15 protein-coding genes are annotated in these 17,912 nt (G+C 43.9%); 8 read left to right on the forward strand and 7 right to left on the reverse strand.

The genetic code is table 11. The annotated features are described in order from the left end of the window. Positions 1-178 precede the first annotated feature (178 nt). The gene (locus tag H571_RS0103055) at positions 179-556 is read left to right on the forward strand and encodes a hypothetical protein (RefSeq protein ID WP_027848024.1); all 378 of its coding nucleotides are present in this window, start codon (positions 179-181) and stop codon (positions 554-556) included. Positions 557-566: 10 nt separating this feature from the next. On the opposite strand, the gene H571_RS0103060 is transcribed toward H571_RS0103055, so the two are convergent. Continuing rightward, positions 567-995: a DNA polymerase III subunit chi gene (locus H571_RS0103060; RefSeq protein ID WP_027848025.1), complete on the reverse strand. Its 429-nt coding sequence runs from the start codon at positions 993-995 to the stop codon at positions 567-569. Beyond that, positions 992-2,491 carry a leucyl aminopeptidase gene (locus H571_RS0103065; RefSeq protein WP_027848026.1) on the reverse strand — a complete coding sequence of 500 codons (1,500 nt, stop codon included), beginning with the start codon at positions 2,489-2,491 and terminating at the stop codon, positions 992-994. The genes H571_RS0103060 and H571_RS0103065 overlap by 4 nt, the downstream gene beginning before the upstream one ends. Before the next feature lie 126 nt (positions 2,492-2,617). Between H571_RS0103065 and lptF the strand changes: the two genes are divergently transcribed. The 3 genes from lptF to H571_RS0103080 are packed head-to-tail and all read left to right on the forward strand — an operon-like array spanning position 2,618 to position 5,223. Then, a complete protein-coding gene (gene lptF, locus H571_RS0103070; protein WP_027848027.1) occupies positions 2,618-3,676 on the forward strand; it encodes an LPS export ABC transporter permease LptF in 1,059 nt (352 codons plus the stop codon). After that, positions 3,673-4,740, forward strand: coding sequence for an LPS export ABC transporter permease LptG (lptG, locus tag H571_RS0103075; protein WP_027848028.1), 1,068 nt, complete (start codon positions 3,673-3,675; stop codon positions 4,738-4,740). The genes lptF and lptG overlap by 4 nt, the downstream gene beginning before the upstream one ends. Before the next feature lie 33 nt (positions 4,741-4,773). Further along, entirely contained in the window at positions 4,774-5,223 is a 450-nt protein-coding gene (locus tag H571_RS0103080; protein ID WP_027848029.1) for an RDD family protein, read from the forward strand. Here the strand turns inward: H571_RS0103080 and H571_RS0103085 are convergent. The 5 genes from H571_RS0103085 to H571_RS0103105 are packed head-to-tail and all read right to left on the reverse strand — an operon-like array spanning position 5,220 to position 12,046. Then, on the reverse strand, positions 5,220-6,881 hold the full coding sequence (locus H571_RS0103085; RefSeq protein WP_036217325.1) for a fatty acid--CoA ligase: 1,662 nt from the start codon (positions 6,879-6,881) through the stop codon (positions 5,220-5,222). The two genes, H571_RS0103080 and H571_RS0103085, sit on opposite strands and share 4 nt — an antisense overlap. Positions 6,882-6,926: 45 nt before the next feature. Beyond that, entirely contained in the window at positions 6,927-8,114 is a 1,188-nt protein-coding gene (bktB, locus tag H571_RS0103090; RefSeq protein ID WP_027848031.1) for a beta-ketothiolase BktB, read from the reverse strand. Between the two features lie 46 nt (positions 8,115-8,160). Then, positions 8,161-9,303, reverse strand: a complete 1,143-nt coding sequence (locus H571_RS0103095; protein ID WP_027848032.1) for an acyl-CoA dehydrogenase family protein — start codon at positions 9,301-9,303, stop codon at positions 8,161-8,163. Then, the gene (locus H571_RS0103100; RefSeq protein ID WP_036217327.1) at positions 9,303-10,841 is read right to left on the reverse strand and encodes a fatty acyl-CoA synthetase; all 1,539 of its coding nucleotides are present in this window, start codon (positions 10,839-10,841) and stop codon (positions 9,303-9,305) included. Before H571_RS0103100 ends, H571_RS0103095 begins: the two co-directional genes overlap by 1 nt. 11 nt (positions 10,842-10,852) lie before the next feature. Further along, the gene (locus tag H571_RS0103105) at positions 10,853-12,046 is read right to left on the reverse strand and encodes an ABC transporter substrate-binding protein (protein ID WP_425411341.1); all 1,194 of its coding nucleotides are present in this window, start codon (positions 12,044-12,046) and stop codon (positions 10,853-10,855) included. Between the two features lie 219 nt (positions 12,047-12,265). Here H571_RS0103105 and H571_RS0103110 point away from each other — a divergent pair, with 219 nt between their 5' ends. From H571_RS0103110 to H571_RS0103125, 4 genes are all read left to right on the forward strand, one after another. Beyond that, positions 12,266-13,294, forward strand: coding sequence for an AraC family transcriptional regulator (locus tag H571_RS0103110; protein WP_027848035.1), 1,029 nt, complete (start codon positions 12,266-12,268; stop codon positions 13,292-13,294). Between the two features lie 68 nt (positions 13,295-13,362). After that, the gene (locus H571_RS0103115; RefSeq protein ID WP_027848036.1) at positions 13,363-13,659 is read left to right on the forward strand and encodes an ArsR/SmtB family transcription factor; all 297 of its coding nucleotides are present in this window, start codon (positions 13,363-13,365) and stop codon (positions 13,657-13,659) included. A 23-nt stretch (positions 13,660-13,682) separates the two neighbouring features. Then, positions 13,683-14,705, forward strand: a complete 1,023-nt coding sequence (locus H571_RS0103120) for an efflux RND transporter periplasmic adaptor subunit (protein WP_245562314.1) — start codon at positions 13,683-13,685, stop codon at positions 14,703-14,705. Further along, on the forward strand, positions 14,698-17,901 hold the full coding sequence (locus tag H571_RS0103125) for an efflux RND transporter permease subunit (RefSeq protein WP_027848038.1): 3,204 nt from the start codon (positions 14,698-14,700) through the stop codon (positions 17,899-17,901). The genes H571_RS0103120 and H571_RS0103125 overlap by 8 nt, the downstream gene beginning before the upstream one ends. The last annotated feature ends 11 nt before the right edge of the window (positions 17,902-17,912 follow it).

Raw genomic sequence — 17,912 nt, forward strand, 5'->3', positions numbered from 1 at the left:
TGGTAAAGCTGAATGTAAGATTTAATTGCAGGGATTATAGCTTTTTACTAGAAATACTGCATGGCTAAAAAACTGTTAACTGGTAGGCTGTAAAAAAGCGCTTTTCAGGTTATGCTTGTAAGTAAATAAAACTAGCTGGTTACCTTTTGAAACATTTACTAGGTGTGAAGTGAACACTATGCATGAAGCAAGTATTGTACTTAGTCTACACCCGTCTGCCTTATCTAAAGGAGCTGTTAGAGTGGAAATAAACCGCCTAACAGCAGTGATATTGCAACGTCTATTACAGCAAGAGCCAATGGTTGCTTTACCCAATGATGAGTTAAAAGCTTATCTTGAAGATTTAGGGTTAGACTTCCCTAACCCTTTGCAGTTACGTGCTTTAATTAAACAGTTACGGGAAGATATGCGTTTAGTAGGTGTGGATAACCCAGTATTACAGCTAGGCGGTGGCTTAATGATTAACCGTCACGTTAAGGTGGTTTGTGAAGAGGATGAAGGACCGGACTTGCTTGATGTTATCTATGAGGGGTTATTACCTCACCAGCAGCCCTAGGGGCTAACTTCTACCTTGAGCGCATATCATGGGTGTGTACTGGGTAGCCTCTTTCTTTGTAGAACTTCCAGTCCGCCCTTTTAGGTGCTTTTACTGCTTCATCACCGTCAATAATTTCTGCTACTCGCTGAAAACGAGAAAAGTGACTGGGTACTTTTAAGTCAAGGTTAAGTAGTACATCGTGGTGATTGCCTGGGTCATCCTGCCAGCCAATTTCAACCGGTGAAGGTGGGTGGGCATTAAGCAAACCATGAGGCACAAAGGCCTCAGGTTTAAAGCTCCATAGCTTTTCATTTAACTCAAGTGCTTGCTGCTCATTAGCTACATGAATGTAAAGCTGATGGCCGCGTCGCCAGATAGTTTCTGCTAATTGGCAGGCAAAATCTAGGCGGCTAGTGTTGGACTGTTCTGCTAGCAGGTAGAAATCAACACGGGTCATGCGTTAGCTGCTTCAATATCGAGTAGGTAGTTCACTAATAAACCTACTGGACGACCCGTAGCCCCTTTTTGTTTACCCGAATGCCAAGCCGTACCGGCGATATCTAGGTGTGCCCAAGGGTAGTTTTCTGCAAAGCGCGACAAGAAGGCTGCTGCAGTAATGGTGCCAGCAGGACGACCGCCAATGTTTTGCATATCCGCAAAGTTAGAATCTAACTGTTCTTGAAATTCTTCGGCTAGCGGTAACTGCCAAGCTGTATCATTAGCATCAGTTCCAGCTTTTAATAGTGCAGCAGCTAATTCATCATTATTACTTAATAACGCACTAATGTTGTGGCCTAGAGCAATAATGCAAGCACCAGTAAGGGTAGCTATATCGACCACACTGGCTGGGTTGAAGCGCTCAGCATAGGTTAGCGCATCACACAGCACTAAACGGCCTTCGGCATCGGTATTAAGCACTTCAACTGTTTTACCGGACATGGTCGTATAAATATCACCTGGCTTACTGGCATTACCAGACGGCATATTTTCTGCAGCGGCAATCATAAAGACTAGGTTTAACTTAGGTTTGATTTGGCGAATAACTTCTAACACACCCAGCACACTAGCTGCGCCGCACATATCAAATTTCATTTCATCCATACCTTCGCCTGGCTTTAAGCTAATACCGCCAGTGTCAAAAGTAATCCCTTTACCTAATAAGAGGTGAGGTGCTGCTTCTGGGTCTTTACTGCCCTTATATTCAACAACAATAAGGCGGGGTGGTTGTGCGCTGCCTTTACCAACCGAAAGTAGGCTGTTCATACCTAATTCTGCCATTTGGTTTTCATCTAACACCGTTGCTGTAAAATTAGAATCTTTAGACGCAAGTTCTTGCGCTATTTCAGCTAGGTGAATAGGCGTACAAACATTACCGGGACGGTTGCCTAGAGTGCGAGCAAGGTTTTTACCCTGACCTACAGCCTGACCTACCTGTAAAGCTTTTTCACCTTCAGTGCTTTGCTGGTTTTCTGGCCAGTAGAAGGCGAGTTCAGCAGGAAAGTCTTCTACTGTTGGTTTAGACTTAAACTCTGTAAAACGATAGAAACTGGTTTCTGCAATTTCAGCCATTAAGCGCAGTTTCCAGCTAGAGTCACGGTCTTTTAGAGGCGTATCCGCAAGGGTGAGCAGCGCATCATGAAGACTAAGTTGTGCCAAGTGTTCATAAGCTGCTTGGCAGGCTTTACTGAACTTGTTTTCAGTCAGCTTAGCTTGTTCGCCCATGCCTACTAACAGAATACGCTGGGCTTCAGCACCTGGAGCAAAAGGAACTAAAAAAGTTTTGCCTAGCTTGGCTTTAAAGTCACCTCGGTCAATAATTTGACGAATGAGTGATTCTGTAGCTTTATCAACACCTTCGCCAGCAGGCGTAAGGCTACCATCCTGCATCACTGGAAGTACCACACAGGCTGTTTCCGTAAGGGCTGGGGATTGGGTAACCAGTTTGAAATTCATAGCTGCTCCGTAAAAGTCTTTAGAAAGATCGTCATTTTACCTTGTTAGCAAGACAACCTTGTTGTTCATGTAGGATAATGGCTTTACTTAAGAAATGCATCGTTAGTTTGCTTGCAGGAGTTAGGATTGATCCTTTATCGATATATTGCGCGTGAAATACTAATTTCAACCCTAGCCGTGGGTAGTATTTTACTTATGGTTATAGTGGGTAGTCGCTTTGCGAGGTTTTTGGGTCGTGTCGCTTCTGGTCGTATGTCGCTTGATATTTTAGGACACCTTACACTTTTCTATACACCCTATGCATTGCAGCTAATTATTCCATTAAGCTTTGTATTGGCACTAATGTTGACTTTTGGTCGCCTGTATATGGAAAGCGAAATGTCAGTTATACAGTCAAGTGGTATTAGTCAGTGGCAATTAATGAAGCTGGTATTAGTTCTTGCTCTAGGAGTAGCCAGTCTAACGGCTTTTAGCAGTCTTTACCTTACACCTAAGGCGCAGTTTGCTAGTGAGTTGATGATACAGGAGCAACAAGAAAAAACTGGGTTTGAATCCATAGCGCCAGGGCAATTTACCAAACTTAATAAACAAACTGTTTTTGTTAGCCAACTGAGTGAAGATAAGAGCTTGTTAGGAAGGGTGTTGATTGTTCAAGCAGAAAAAGATGCAACTACCTTGGCTTTAGCTGAGCGGGGTTATCAGCAAATGAATGAAGAGTCGCGTAGTCGCTTCTTGGTTTTAGAAGATGGCTGGCGCTATGAGCTGCCTGATGCAGATTTAACCAGTAACTTTTTAGAGTTTGATCGTTATGCACTAAGGGTTGGGGTTTATACACCGCCGAGCGTAAGGGAACAGGTAGCCATGCTGCCACTGAATAAGCTTTTAGCAGATAAAAGTTTACCAGCACAAGTAGAACTGCAATGGCGTTTAGGTTTGCCTAGCTTGGTTATTGTAATGGTTTTTATTGCCTTACCTTTAACTAAAGTGAATCCCCGCCAAGGCCGCTTTATGGCTATCTTGCCTGTATTACTATTAGAGCTAATCTTTCTGGGCACGCTTATGTCTTTGCAAGGAATTATAAATAAAGGACAATGGCCTATTTGGCCAGGTATGTGGTTGGTTCATGCAGGCTTTTTGTTACTGGGTTTACTTTTATGCTGGCGGCGTGGGGTCTTTCAAAAATGAAACTACTCGGGCGCTATATAGCTAATGCTGTACTAATTAGTACCTTGGCCGTATTGATGGTGATAGTAGGGCTGGACATTGTTTTTTCACTGCTAGATGAGCTAGATAACCTAAGAGGTGACTATGGCTTTTCTCAGGTTGTTAATTACCTATTAATTCGCTTACCTAACCGTTTTTACTTATTTTTACCCATCGCTATTTTGGTGGGCGTGTTAATTGGTTTGGGTAACTTGGCTGCAACCAGTGAGTTAACGGTTATGCGTGCTGCTGGTATTTCAATTCCTAGGTTAATTTTTCAAGCTTGTAAGCCGGTATTTATTCTATTAATACTAGCTATTTTAGCCAGTGAGTTTTGGTTGCCGCGTCTTGGGCAGTTTGCCGACACCTACCGTTGGGAAAAACTGAATAAAACCCAGCAATCTAATTTAGTTACTTCGCACGATTTATGGCTAAAAGAAAACAATAACTTTTATAGTATTAATGTAGCGCGGGATGATGGGCAACTACTAGGTATAAGGATTTTTGAATTAAACGAAGATTGGTCTTTAAATAAGCTGATTACGGCTCCACGTGCAGATTACTTAGAGCAGGGTTGGCAGTTAAGTAACGTAAGAGATATAACATTTAGTGCAGACAAGCTTGAAGAGTCTACCTACCCAAAATTAGATATAAACCTGCCTATCGAGCCTCAATATGTTGCTTTACAAGCTTTTGAAGCAGAGGACTTACCACCTAGCCAGCTATGGAAATATGCTGGTTATTTAGAGTCTAAGGGTCAACCCAGTGGTTATTATTGGTTAGCTTTTTGGAAAAAAACCCTCTTACCTATTACTGTTTTTGCAGTGGTTTTATTAGGTGCTTCTTTTACTTTTGGGCCTTTACGTTCTGTACCTGCTGGCACTCGAGTGTTTCATGGCATAGTGATCGCTTTATCGGTTAAGTTTGTGCAAGACTTGCTAGGCCCTAGCGCTTTGTTATGGGGGTTTAATCCTGCTTTAGCGGTATTAATTCCAGCAGGTTTTTGTGCCGCTTTTGGTTTTTGGTTTATCTATCGAGCTAGGTAAACTTTCTTAAATAAATATGAATTGGAAGCTGTTATGCCACACGTTTTTGCTGATTTAGACGAAGTTTATTTTGCCGGATTATTTAGACGCTTAGCCGCCATTATTTATGATTCATTATTACTAGGCGCTATTTTTATGCTTTATGGTTTTATTGGCGTGTCTCTTACTGGTGGTGAAGCCAATGAGCATTTAGCTTTTCAGCTAATAGCTTGGGTTATTCCTTTTTTATTTTATGGCTACTTTTGGCGACGTGCCGGACAAACCTTGGGCATGTTAGCTTGGCGTATTCGTGTGCAAACAACGCAAGGCCAGCCGATTAATGCTAAACAAACTTTTTTACGTTTAGTCGGTGGTTTATGTTCTTGGGCTTGTTTGGGTCTGGGTTTTTTGTGGTTGTTTATAGATAAAGAAAAACGCACCTGGCCGGATATTTTTTCCGGAACCCAGGTGGTTGTTGTGCCTAAGAAAAAGAAGCGGATTTAATCAGCTAGCTGTTGGCGTATCACTTTTTTATTCAGTTTGCCAACGCTGGTTTTGGGGATTTCCTCAACCATCATAATTTGTTGTGGAATGGCCCATTTGTTGATTTTGCCTTGCTCTACATAAGTTTCTAGGTGTTTTTGAATTGCACTGGTTTCAATCGGGCGAGAAGGGTCGGTCACTACCACTAGAGCCGCTGGGCGTTCGCCCCACTGCTCATCAACTACACCGACTACGGCTACTTCTGCAACACCTGGGCATTGGCTAATGAGGTTTTCTAGCTCTAAAGAGGAGAGCCACTCGCCGCCAGTTTTAATTACATCTTTAATACGGTCACGAATCATTAAAAAGCCATGTTCATCAATGGTGGCTACATCACCGGTATGCAACCAGCCTTCTTGCCAAAGCTCTTCACTGCGGGCTTCTTCTTTATAATAAGCTTGGGTTAACCAAGGCGATCTAACCCTTATTTCGCCCACGCTTTCGCCATCGTGAGGTAAGGGCTTACCGTAGGTGTCAACGACTTCTAAATCAACAAAGGGTACTGCCACTCCCGTTTTGCAGCGCCAAGGTAGTTGGGTTTCAAAATCAGCATCGGCTATGTTTTTTGGCAGAATAGAGCCGGTTAGTAGCGGGCAGGTTTCTGACATGCCATAGGCAGAGCGAGTATCTATGCCTAAGTCCCAAGCTTTTTTAGCCAAACCTTGTGGTAAAGCACTGCCACCTATTAGAACCTTCCAGCCAGTTAATTTTACCTTGCCAGAGGTAATTGCATCGGCTGAAACCACCATATTAAGCAGGGTGGGAACACAGTGAGAAAAATCGACTTTTTCTGTCACTAACAACTTCACCAGCATTTCTGGCTCGTAACGGCCTGGGTAAACCTGATGCGCCCCCAAGAGGGTTGCTGTGTAAGGAATACCCCAGGCATGTACGTGGAACATGGGGGTGATGGGCATATAAACCTTGTCGCGGTTAAGCAATTCAAAACCTGGCGCTTGTACGCTGCTTGCTTCGGTTAGGGTATGCAAAACTAATTGGCGGTGGGTAAAAAATACGCCCTTGGGGTTACCTGTTGTGCCCGTTGTATAAAAAAGCGTAGCAACGGCATTTTCATCAAAAGTTGGGAAGTCATACTTGGTTGGTTGTTCTGCTAGTAAGGCTTCGTATTCACCCTTTAAAGGCAGGCTGCTTTTTACCTCTTCAGGTGTATCTTGGCAAAGAATATAACCACGCACTTGGGGAAGTTTGGCTGCTAGTGGTTCTAAAAGGGATAAAAACTCTTGGTGGGTTAATACAAACACATCTTCAGCGTGCTCCATGGTGTAAAGCACTTGTTCTGGTGCTAGGCGCACGTTAACCGTATGTAAAACTGCGCCTAGCATGGGAATAGCAAAGAAGCATTCTAAATAACGGTGACTATCCCAATCTAAGACTGCTACTACATCACCGGCTTTAACACCTTGGCTGGTTAATAGGTGAGCTAACTGGTGAACGCGTTTTTCAAAAGTTTTATAGCTATGGCGACTTAAATCACGATAAACAATTTTGTTTTCGCCTGCCATGCGTACACCCGATTTTAAAATATCGCCGATTAGCAGTGGCGGGTTAACCGCCGACTTAGTAGCAGGTAAAATTTTAGGTTGTATAGTTGAAGTCATTTTTAGCTCCCTTACTGTATCATTTTTTAGTTTTGTTATTGATTTTTAGCTAACACGTTCAATAATTAAAGCTATACCTTGTCCACCACCAATGCAAAGGGTGATAAGACCGTAGCGTCCTTTAATACGCTCTAGCTCATAAAGTATTTTTACGGTAAGAATACTGCCCGTTGCACCTACAGGATGCCCCATTCCCACTGCACCACCATTAGGGTTTAGCTTATCGGCTGGGAAGCCTAATTCTTGTGCCACAGCCATAGCCTGAGCAGCAAAAGCTTCGTTGGATTCAATCACATCTAAATCATTCATAGTAAGACCCGCTTGGGCTAACGCTTTTTTTACGGCTGTTACTGGGCCCATACCCATAAAAGCAGGATCAACCCCACAAAAGGCATTGGCAACTAAACGTGCTTTAACTTTAAGGCCTTGTTGTGCTGCAGTTTCTTCATTAGCTAATAATAAAGAAGCAGCACCATCGTTAATACCTGAAGCATTGCCCGCAGTCACTAAACCGTCTTTTTTGAAAGCAGGTTTTAGTTTGGCTAAATCCTCTAGGCTAACTTGGCCACGCACATGCTCATCGGTCGCAAAAAGTACTTCTTCACGGCCTTTTCTAACAGGAATAGGCACAATTTGATCGGTAAAGTGTCCAGCTTCTATTGCTGCCGCTGCTTTTTGGTGGCTGGCTAGGGCAAATTCATCGAGTTGTTGACGAGTTAAACCGTATTTAGCAGCAATGTTTTCTGCGGTTACACCCATGTGACCCGTACCAAAAGGATCACTAAGAATGCCTAAGGTTAAATCTTGCACACTGCCATCACCCATACGCAAACCTGTACGTGCTTTTGGCAATAAATAAGCGCCTTGGCTCATGGATTCCGCGCCACCCACTAAAGCTAGCTGGCTATCACCTGTTTCTATCATTTGTGCCGCAGAAATAATCGCTTGTAAGCCAGAACCACAAAGACGGTTTACATTAAAAGCTGCAGAGCTTTCATCTAGGCCAGCATTAATGGCGATATGGCGGGCTAGATAAGCATCTTGTGGCGCAGTAGTAATAATGTGCCCATAAACAGCGTGATCGATTTTTTTGGCATCCACACCGCTACGTTTAATCACTTCTTTAGCAGTGGCGATACCCATTTCAGCAGGGCTGAGGTTAGATAAACTGCCACCAAAACCACCAATAGCGGTACGTACACCTTCCACAATAACAACCGAATTAAATTTCATTTTTTATTCCTAGGGTTTTCTATCTGTTTTGTCACTTAATAAATAATTATTTGCCAAGCATGGAGCGAGCAATCACTTCTTTCATAATTTCAGAAGTACCGGCATAAATGGTTTGGATTCTTGCATCTACATAAAAACGTGAAATGGGGTATTCCAGCGTATAACCATAACCACCAAAGAGTTGTAAACATTCATCAATGGTTTGGCACTGCATTTCACTTAATTGCAGTTTTAAAATTGCTGCATCGGTGCCAGACATGCGGTTTTCACGGTAGAGCGCCACACAATGATTAAAATAAGCCCGTGCCATATCAATTTTTGCGCGTACTTCGGCTAGCTTAAAACGGGTATTTTGGAAGTTAGCAATTGGCTGACCAAAGGCAGTGCGCTCTTTAACGTAATCTAAGGTGAGCGCCAAAGCGCCTTCCATTGAACCTAGGGCTTGTGAGCCAACACCTAAGCGTTCACGAGGTAGCTCTTGCATAAGGTAAGCAAAACCAGAACCTTCTTGGCCTAAGAGTGCATCAGCCGGTAATAACATATCTTCAAAAAAGAGTTCGGCAGTGTCACTGGCATGTTGGCCTATTTTTTTAATTGGCTTGCCACGAGAAAAGCCTGCTAGGTGAGTATCCACTAAAAATAACGATACGCCTTTAGCACCAGCACTAGGGTCGGTTTTGGCACAAACGATGACCATATCCGCCATCATGCCGTTGGTAATAAAGATTTTAGAGCCGTTTAACTTCCAGCCATCGGCAACCTGTTCAGCACGGGTTTTGATATTGGCTAAATCGCTGCCTGCACCGGGTTCGGTCATGGCAATAGCACTCATGACTTCACCATTAGCCATGCGTGGCAACCAGTAGTGCTTTTGTTCTTCACTGGCTAGGTGTTCTATGTATGGAATAACGATATTGCTATGAATATTGTAACCACTGGCAAGCCCACCAAAACCACGACGGGAGATTTCTTCTATTACTAGCTGAGTAATAGCAAAATCTGCACCTGTGCCGCCATATTCTTCGGCTAGGTCAATGGCCAACATGCCTGCTTCACCTAACTTAAGCCAAAAATCACGGGGTACTTGCCCTGCTTCTTCCCAGTCAGAATAGTAAGGGTCGGCTTCTTTATCTAAAAAACGGCAAATCATTTCGTAGAAAAGCTGAGTGTTTTCGTCTTGTTCAAGCATTACTGAATATCCTTACGCAGGTGACGTTTTAGAATTTTACCTGCGGTACTTTTGGGGAGTGAATCACTAAAAACAATTTTCTTAGGTAGTTTGAAGGGTGCTAAGTGCTGGCGTGCATGTTGAATTAACTCAGCTTCAGTAGCTGAAACTCCTTCTTTAAGCACCACTACAGCAGTAATGGCTTCAATCCATTTATCATCAGGCATGCCAATAACGGCCACTTCTGATACCGCTGGATGAGTAAATAAAGCTTCTTCAACCTCGCGGCTAGCAACCACTACGCCGCCGGTATTAATAACGTCTTTAATACGGTCAACAATAAACAAATAGCCTTCTTCGTCTAAGTAGCCAACATCACCAGAATGGAACCAGCCACCTTGAAAAGCTTCTTCAGACATTTCAGGGTTATTCCAGTAGCCAGTCAGCAGTTGTGGTGAACGATGAACAATTTCACCCTGCTCACCAGCAGGTAGGTCGTTCATTTCTAAATCTACAATGCGTGTTTCTACGGTAATAATGGGTCTGCCTGCAGAAGCTGGACGATCAGCATGATCTTCAGGGCGTAGAACAGTAGCTAGGGGTGCTATTTCACTTTGTCCATAGCAGTTATAAAGCCCAACACCTGGTAAGCGCTGCTCCATTTCTTTAAGTACTGGTACTGGCATAATGGATGCACCGTAATAGGCTTTTTTAAGGCTGCTTAGGTTGCGTTTATCAAAGTCTGGGTGGCGTAGCAGTGCTATCCAAAAAGTAGGTGGCGCAAAAAAGGAAACTAAGGATTCTTGTTCTATCCACTCAAGGCACTGGTCTGGTAAAGGACTTTCCATTAGGCGTACAGTGGCACCTAAGAGTAATGCAGGCATTAAGAAGACGTGCATTTGTGCTGAGTGGTATAAAGGCAGGGCAGCTAGCATGGGTTCGTTGGGTTTTAAATCCAGCTCAACCATACAAGCCATATACTCTGCCATTAATGCTTGATGAGTCATCATAGCGGCTTTGGGCGCAGCAGTAGTGCCCGAGGTATAAAGGAACTGGGCCAAGTCATCATTGGCTAGCGCAACTTCCGGCGCATTAGCGGGTAAGTCAGCTAAGGCTAACTGTAAAATGTCGGTTTCTTTTACTTGGCTGCTATGAAAGTGCGCTTTAAAAACAAGGTTGGTGTCTTTAATTGCGGGTTCAACATTAGCGGCTAGGCTGAGGTCACTAATGATACCGCTTGCTTCAGACTGTTGAACAACATAGCGCAGCTCCTCTGCGCTCAGTGCAAAATTAGTGGGTACATGAACCAGCCCCGCTCGTAAAATAGCTAGCCAAGCTAAAACATAGGCATCAGAGTTTTTGCCATAGGCGACAACCCTGTCGCCCTTTTTAAGACCTTGTTTGAGTAGATGGTTAGCAATTTTATTAACTGCAAGATTGAGTGCTTGGTAAGTCCATTGCCTATCGAGATACTTTAACGCTACCGAAGTGGCATTTTTGCGTGCGCTACGGCTAAGCGCAGCGCTGATAGTGTTGGCTTGTGGAGAAATTGTCATCATTATAGCCCTCCTTATTTTTTAACCATTTTACAAACGCTTTCAGATAAAGGACGGAAAGCTTTGTCGGCAGGTATGGTGCGAACGATTTCAAATAAATCATCTTCATCTGCTGATTCTTGCGGTGTTTTAGCTCTTACTAGGTACATGTCATGCACCATACGACCGTCTTCACGGATATACGCATTTTTAGCGAAAATATCGTTGACTGGCGTTTCCATCATTTTTTTACGAACCGTTTGAGTATCATCTGTGCCAGTATCCTTAACGGCTTGAAGGTAATGGCGGGTACTAGAATAGAGACCAGCATGAACCATGGTTGGCATAGTGCCAGTTATTTTTTTGAATCTTTCTGCCCAAGCACGCGCTTCAGGATTAATGTCGTAATACCAGGCTTTGGTAAACTGTAACCCTTGAGCGGTTTCTAAACCTAGGCTGCGAACATCGCTACTAAATACCACCATTCCTGCCAGTATTTGCCCTGCTTGAGTAATACCAAACTCACTGGCAGTACGTATAGCATTAGTGGTGTCGGTACCTGCGTTATTTAAACTAATAACCTTTGCGCCTGAAGACTGAGCTTGCAGCATAAAAGAAGCAAAGTCGGTACTAGGGAAGGGGTGGCGAACTTTACCCACAATTTTTCCGCCATTGGCTTTAACTACCTGCTCTACGTCATTTTCTAAAGCATGACCAAAAGAATAGTCAGCACTGAGCAAGAACCAGTCTTTGTTACCTTCTTGGGTAATAGCACTAGCCGTACCGTTAGACATAGCCCAAGTATCATAAACCCAGTGAAAGTGGTTAGGACCGCAGTGCTGATTGGTTATAGACGAAGAAACTGCACCATTAACCAAACCTAGCTTGTCGTTTTCTTCTAAGAGTTTGATTGAAGCGAGCGTAACTGAAGAAGCAATTAAACCAGTAACCATATCGACCTTATCTTGGTCTATCCAACCTCTAACGATGCTTGAACCCAAGTCAGCATTATTACGGTCATCGGCACTAAAAGTAATAATTTTTGCACCATTAACCTGGCCACCAAAGTCATCTATTGCCATTTGAATGGCATCCATACCTTTAGGACCTATAGGGTCGCGATAAGGACCAGACATATCCGCTAGGTAGCCAATACGAATTTCGTTGTCACTTACAGCTGCAGCGGCTGTGGTAGAAAGACTAAAAGCACTAACTAAAGCTGCCATCATTAGGGTAGGTTTTAATAACATTTTATTACTCCGTCTCAATTTGTTATTTTTGTTTTATCTAGCAATCTCCCTGTTTCCTTGCCAAAATTCGTGTGAATAAAGCTAGGTGTGCAGGTTTGCTTGATTCATACTAGGCGCATTTAAAATTAGTATTTGGCGCTTTATGCCAAAAAATTAGCATTTCGTGCCAATCTTTAATCAGCTTAAGAAGAGTCAAAAATGGATGCATCTTCCACCACTGTCCCCATGCATTTTGTACACAATTTATTTCAGGGGATAACAACAACGTTAGCTAGACGTAAGTATTTTTTACTGCAAGCAGGTATTCCCTACTTTTTATTAGAAGCACCCCATGGGCGTGTTACCGTTTACCAGTTTGCGCGTTTGTATCGTTTATTAGCGAATGAATATGATGATGAAACGCCCGGCTTCTTTAGTCGCCCTTTGCGTGGTGGAACGCTGAAATACCTATGTTTAAGCTTATTAGATGCACCTAATCTACAAGTGGCTTTACACCGCTATAGTCAGTTTTTTAGGTTATTGCTCGATGATGTATCTTATAAATTAGTTATAGAAGATGACTTGGCTTCATTACGTTTTATAGAGAATGCACCTTTACAGGGCGATAGGGTATTGGTGCATGAGTTAATGCTTAAACTAGTGCACGGCATTGCTTCTTGGTTAATTGCTGAAAAAATCCCACCGCTAAAAATTAGTTGTGCCTACCATCAGCCACAACATAGTCATGAGTACTTGTATTTTTATCCGGGAGAAGTGGTTTTTGATCAGTCTTGGACGGCGATACATTTTGATAAAAAGTTACTGCGTAAACCCATTAGGCAAACCAAACAACAACTTAGTGCATTTTTGCAAAGAGCGCCTGCAGATTGGATTTATGTTTCTTTTGGAGAAAGGTTGCTTGCCCATCGTGTTAAAGATTTTTTAAGTGAAGTAGAGCAGACGGGTGCAGTTATTCAGCAGGTAGCAGAGGCCTTACATTTGTCGGTTAGAACTTTATCTCGCCGCTTAGCTGCTGAAGGAACCCATTTTCAAGCAATAAAAGATGAAGTTCGTCGAGATTTAGCCATTCAACAATTAACTAGTAGCTCAGTACCTTTAGCGGTATTGGCTGGGCAGTTAGGTTTTGAAGATATAGCTAGTTTTAATCGAGCTTTTCGTAACTGGACAGGCAGTACGCCCGGTACTTATAGGCGAGGCTTAGTTCAAAATCTTACTACAGAATCATAAACTTGCTTGAAGTTGGTGTATTAGTATATTATAAATTACTATATTAAGATTAGCTGTTTTGGTGATGAATGAATATTAGCAAAATGCAAAGTCAAGCTAGTGACATTTCAGAGCTATTGCAAGCCTGTTCTCATTCTTCACGTTTGATGCTTCTCTGCCAATTAAGTCAAGAAGAGCTAAATGTGGGTGAGTTAGAAGCAAAACTGGGTTTACAGCAGCCTAGTTTGTCGCAACACCTAGGTGTTTTACGTCGGCAAGGCTTAATTGAAGGTCGCCGAGCAGGACAGCAAATTTACTACAAGCTGGCTAATGACCGTGCTAAAGCTTTGGTTACTAGCCTCTATACAATTTTTTGTGAAAAATAATTTCTGATACTGGAGAGATGGGGATGAACAATTCTTGGAAGATGCTAGCTGTCGCTATGTTGGCTGGTATCTCGCTACAAGTACAGGCGCTGGAAACCCAGCCAGTTGAGCGTGCCAGCCTAGTTGAGCGAATTCAGTTAGATGGTGTGATAGAAGCGGTGCATCAGGCCACGGTATCTGCCCAAACCAGTGGTCAGGTTCGCAAAGTTTATTTTGATGTTGATGATGCAGTAGCCATGGGCGATGTGTTGGTTGAACTAGATTCCACCGAACAAAAAGCACGTTTAAACCAAGCTGAAGCTGGTTTGCGTGAAGCGCAGGCGGGCTTAAAAGATGCCAAGCAAAACTTTGCACGTATTGAAGGCATTTATAAGCGTGAACTCGCTTCTCAAGCCCAGCTAGACCAAGCTCGTAACCAACTGAGTGGTGCTGAAGCTCGCATGAGCCGTGCCGAAGCAGGTGTAGCAGAAGCACGTAAGCAAATGGATTACACTCGTATTATTGCGCCCTACGGCGGCATTATGACTGAACGCCATGTTGAAGTGGGTGCTTCAGTTAACCCAGGTCAGCCGCTCATGTCAGGTTTGTCGTTAGAAGAGTTACGCGTTGTTGTGGCTTTACCGCAGCGTTATACAGCCAGTGCTCGTGAAAAGCGTGAAGCCCAAGTTTTACTAGATACAGGCCGTGTTCTAGAAACTTCCAGCATGACTTTTTACCCCTATGCAGACCCTGCAACTCATACCTTTCGTGTGCGTATGAACTTAGAAAACCCCGAAGGTGACTTATTCCCTGGCATGTTGGTGAAGGTGAATTTACCGGTTGCCGAGCGTTCAGCTTTATGGATACCTGCATCAGCCTTAGTTCAGCGTGGCGAATTACGTGCGGTTTATATTTTAGATGATAAAAACTTGCCTCGTTTACGCCAAGTACGTATAGGAAGCCGTGAAGGTGAACAGTTAGAAGTGCTTTCTGGTTTAGGTGAAGGCGAGCGTTTAGTGCTTAGCCCAGCTGCCGCTTTAGCCAGTATGGAGGCAACGAATGAGTGATAGTAAGTTAAGGATTTCTGGCCGTATTGCGGCTGCTTTCCAAACTTCTAGGCTAACCCCTTTATTGGCGATAGCCGGTATGTTGATGGGTTTATTTGCGGTGGTGGTTACGCCTAAAGAAGAAGAGCCACAAATAGACGTCACCATGGCCGATATTTTTATTGCCTTCCCCGGTGCTAGCCCTATTGAAGTTGAACACTTAATTGCTACACCTGCCGAACAGGTGATGAGTGAAATGGCCGATGTGGAGCATGTTTACTCGGTTTCACGTCATGGTATGGCAGTTGTTACCGTCCAGTTTGATGTAGGTATTCCACGCCAAGAAGCTTTGGTCAGCCTTTATAATCAGGTGTACACCAATCAAGATTGGTTACCGCAGAATTTAGGCACTTTGCCACCTTTAATAAAAGCCAAAGGCATTGATGATGTGCCGATTATGGCGCTGACGCTTTTTAGTGACGATGCTAATTTCACTGCTGAAAATTTAACCAGCGTTGCCCATGCCTTAGAAACTGAATTAAAGCGCATTCCTGGCACACGTGACATTTACACCCTAGGTGGTGCTAAAGATGAAGTGCAGGTTATCTTCGATACCTCACGCTTGCGTGGTTACAACCTAGCGTTAAATGATATTCAGCAAGCACTAGAAGCCGCTAATGCAACCTCTCAAGAAGCTTGGGTAGTGCAAGATGGCACGGCTTTACCCGTTCAGGCTGGCAGCTTATTAAGTGAAGTGAATGAAGTGCGCCGCCTAGTCGTAGGTATGCACGAAGGTGCGCCGGTTTTCTTAGAAGATATTGCTGAAGTAACCCGTGGTGGCAAAGTGCCAGCACAAAGCGTGATGACAGGTTTTGGTCCTGCAGGTGAGCGTCCAGTTGGCCAGTTAGCTCAGGCAGTCACTTTAGCCATAGCTAAACAGCCGGGTCAGAATGCTGTTGATATTACCCAAGCGGTTACTGAACGCTTAGAACTACTTAAAGACCGAGTGATTCCACAAGGAGTTGAGGTTTTAGTTACTCGTGACTACGGTTACACAGCGGCAGATAAATCCAATACTTTAATTACTAAATTACTGTTTGCCACAGGTTCGGTGGTGCTACTTATTTTAGCGGCACTAGGCTGGCGCCAAGCATTAATAGTTGGTATTGCGGTGGTTATTACCCTAGCGATTACCCTGTTTTTCTCTTGGGCTTGGGGCTTTACGCTCAACCGAGTGTCACTTTTTGCGTTAATTTTTTCGATAGGTATTTTGGTCGACGATGCCATAGTGGTGGTGGAAAACATTCACCGACACCTGAAGCTAGGCACCAAATCCCTAGTAGGAATAATTCCTAAAGCCGTTGATGAAGTCGGTGCGCCCACTATTTTGGCAACCTTTACGGTTATAGCTGCACTCTTACCTATGGCATTTGTAACAGGTTTGATGGGGCCTTATATGAGCCCTATCCCCATTAATGCCTCGGCGGGTATGTTGATTTCGCTCATTATTGCCTTTGTAGTGACACCTTGGTTAGCCGTTAAGCTAATGAAGCATGAAGGCCATGATTCAGGTGATACTAAAGCTGAAGCCAAGAAAGATCGAGTGCTTAACTTCTTCGATAAAGTCATGCGTCCTTTCTTGGGTGAAAGCCGTAAGCGCCGTGTTATTTTAGGTGTAACGGTGGTGTTTTTAACCATAGCTGCGGCCATGTTGCCAGCCTTCCAAGCGGTAGTGATGAAAATGCTACCCTTCGACAATAAATCTGAATTTCAGGTAATTGTTGATATGCCAGAAGGCACACCCGTTGAGGAAACTCAAAGAGTACTGCTGGCGCTAGGTGAGTACCTAGAAACCGTACCCGAAGTGATGAGCTGGCAAACCTATGCTGGCACAGCGGCACCGATTAACTTTAACGGCCTAGTGCGTCAGTATTATTTACGTGCAGACCCACACATGGGCGACATTCAAGTTAACTTGGTTGACCGTCGTGATCGTAAACTAGCTTCTCACCCCATTGCTTTGTCGGTTCGTGCGCCTTTACAGGCCATAGGTGAACGCTTTAATGCCAACGTAAAAGTGGTAGAAGTACCACCGGGTCCGCCCGTTTTAGCACCGATTGTTGCTGAAATTTATGGCCCAGAACCAGCTATAAGAGCGGCGATGACTCGTAGAGTAGAAACGCTACTTAAAGGCACCGATGATGTTATTGATGTGGATACCACGTTAGAAGCAAGCGCTAATCGTTGGTTAATTCAGGTAGACCGTGATCGTGCGGCACGTTTAGGTGTAGCCCAAGGCCAACTAGTTGAAGCTTTATCCATCGCTTTAGGGCAGGTTGAATTAAGTTATCTACATGATGAACGAATGAAATACCCAGTCCCCATACGTTTACAGCTAGCCGAAGGCGATAAAGCACAAGCGTCACAGCTTTTGTCGTTAAGTGTGCGTAACCGTTCAGGCCAGCTAGTGAGTTTGTCAGAGTTTGCTAAAGTAACAGCCGCCGATTGGCAGGCTTCTATTTACCATAAAGACTTACTGCCAGTGAACTATGTAATGGCGGATATGGCTGGTAAATTAGACTCGCCGCTTTACGGTATGTTTGATGCAGTCTTTACCCTAGCCGATGAAGTGGATGCACCAGAGCAATACTTTATAAACCAACCTGTATGGCCAGATACAGCCGCCATTAAATGGGATGGTGAGTGGCAAATTACTTATGAAACCTTCCGTGATATGGGTATTGCCTATGCCGTGGGTATGATACTTATTTACATGCTAGTCGTAGCGCAGTTTAAGTCTTATCTAGTGCCTTTAGTGATTATGGCGCCGATTCCTTTAACCATGATCGGCATTATGCCAGGGCATAGCCTGTTAGGCGCACAGTTCACCGCAACCAGCATGATAGGAATGATTGCCCTAGCGGGGATAATCGTGCGTAACTCTATCTTACTTGTCGACTTTATTAACCAGTCGATTCGTGAAGGTGCTTGTTGGGAAGATGCAGTGATTAAAGCCAGTGCCGTAAGAGCCCAGCCAATTATTCTAACCGCGGTGGCAGCGATGGTGGGTGGCTTCTTTATCTTAGATGACCCCATTTTTAACGGCTTGGCCATTTCACTAATCTTTGGCTTGTTAGTATCAACCCTACTAACGCTGGTGGTCATACCGCTGCTTTACTACTCAATTTATCGTAAGCGTGGGATTCCACACGATTAAGTTTTAGTAGT

The organism is Marinospirillum minutulum DSM 6287, from assembly GCF_000422325.1.
Lineage (GTDB): Bacteria > Pseudomonadota > Gammaproteobacteria > Pseudomonadales > Halomonadaceae > Marinospirillum > Marinospirillum minutulum.

Bases quoted from the DNA above. Each gene is read 5' to 3' on its own strand.
- H571_RS0103055 (WP_027848024.1), top strand. From the start codon at position 179: ATGCATGAAGCAAGTATTGTACTTAGTCTACACCCGTCTGCCTTATCT.
- H571_RS0103060 (WP_027848025.1), bottom strand. From the start codon at position 995: ATGACCCGTGTTGATTTCTACCTGCTAGCAGAACAGTCCAACACTAGC.
- H571_RS0103065 (WP_027848026.1), bottom strand. From the start codon at position 2,491: ATGAATTTCAAACTGGTTACCCAATCCCCAGCCCTTACGGAAACAGCC.
- lptG (WP_027848028.1), top strand. From the start codon at position 3,673: ATGAAACTACTCGGGCGCTATATAGCTAATGCTGTACTAATTAGTACC.
- H571_RS0103080 (WP_027848029.1), top strand. From the start codon at position 4,774: ATGCCACACGTTTTTGCTGATTTAGACGAAGTTTATTTTGCCGGATTA.
- H571_RS0103085 (WP_036217325.1), bottom strand. From the start codon at position 6,881: ATGACTTCAACTATACAACCTAAAATTTTACCTGCTACTAAGTCGGCG.
- bktB (WP_027848031.1), bottom strand. From the start codon at position 8,114: ATGAAATTTAATTCGGTTGTTATTGTGGAAGGTGTACGTACCGCTATT.
- H571_RS0103095 (WP_027848032.1), bottom strand. From the start codon at position 9,303: ATGCTTGAACAAGACGAAAACACTCAGCTTTTCTACGAAATGATTTGC.
- H571_RS0103100 (WP_036217327.1), bottom strand. From the start codon at position 10,841: ATGATGACAATTTCTCCACAAGCCAACACTATCAGCGCTGCGCTTAGC.
- H571_RS0103105 (WP_425411341.1), bottom strand. From the start codon at position 12,046: ATGATGGCAGCTTTAGTTAGTGCTTTTAGTCTTTCTACCACAGCCGCT.
- H571_RS0103110 (WP_027848035.1), top strand. From the start codon at position 12,266: ATGGATGCATCTTCCACCACTGTCCCCATGCATTTTGTACACAATTTA.
- H571_RS0103115 (WP_027848036.1), top strand. From the start codon at position 13,363: ATGAATATTAGCAAAATGCAAAGTCAAGCTAGTGACATTTCAGAGCTA.
- H571_RS0103120 (WP_245562314.1), top strand. From the start codon at position 13,683: ATGAACAATTCTTGGAAGATGCTAGCTGTCGCTATGTTGGCTGGTATC.
- H571_RS0103125 (WP_027848038.1), top strand. From the start codon at position 14,698: ATGAGTGATAGTAAGTTAAGGATTTCTGGCCGTATTGCGGCTGCTTTC.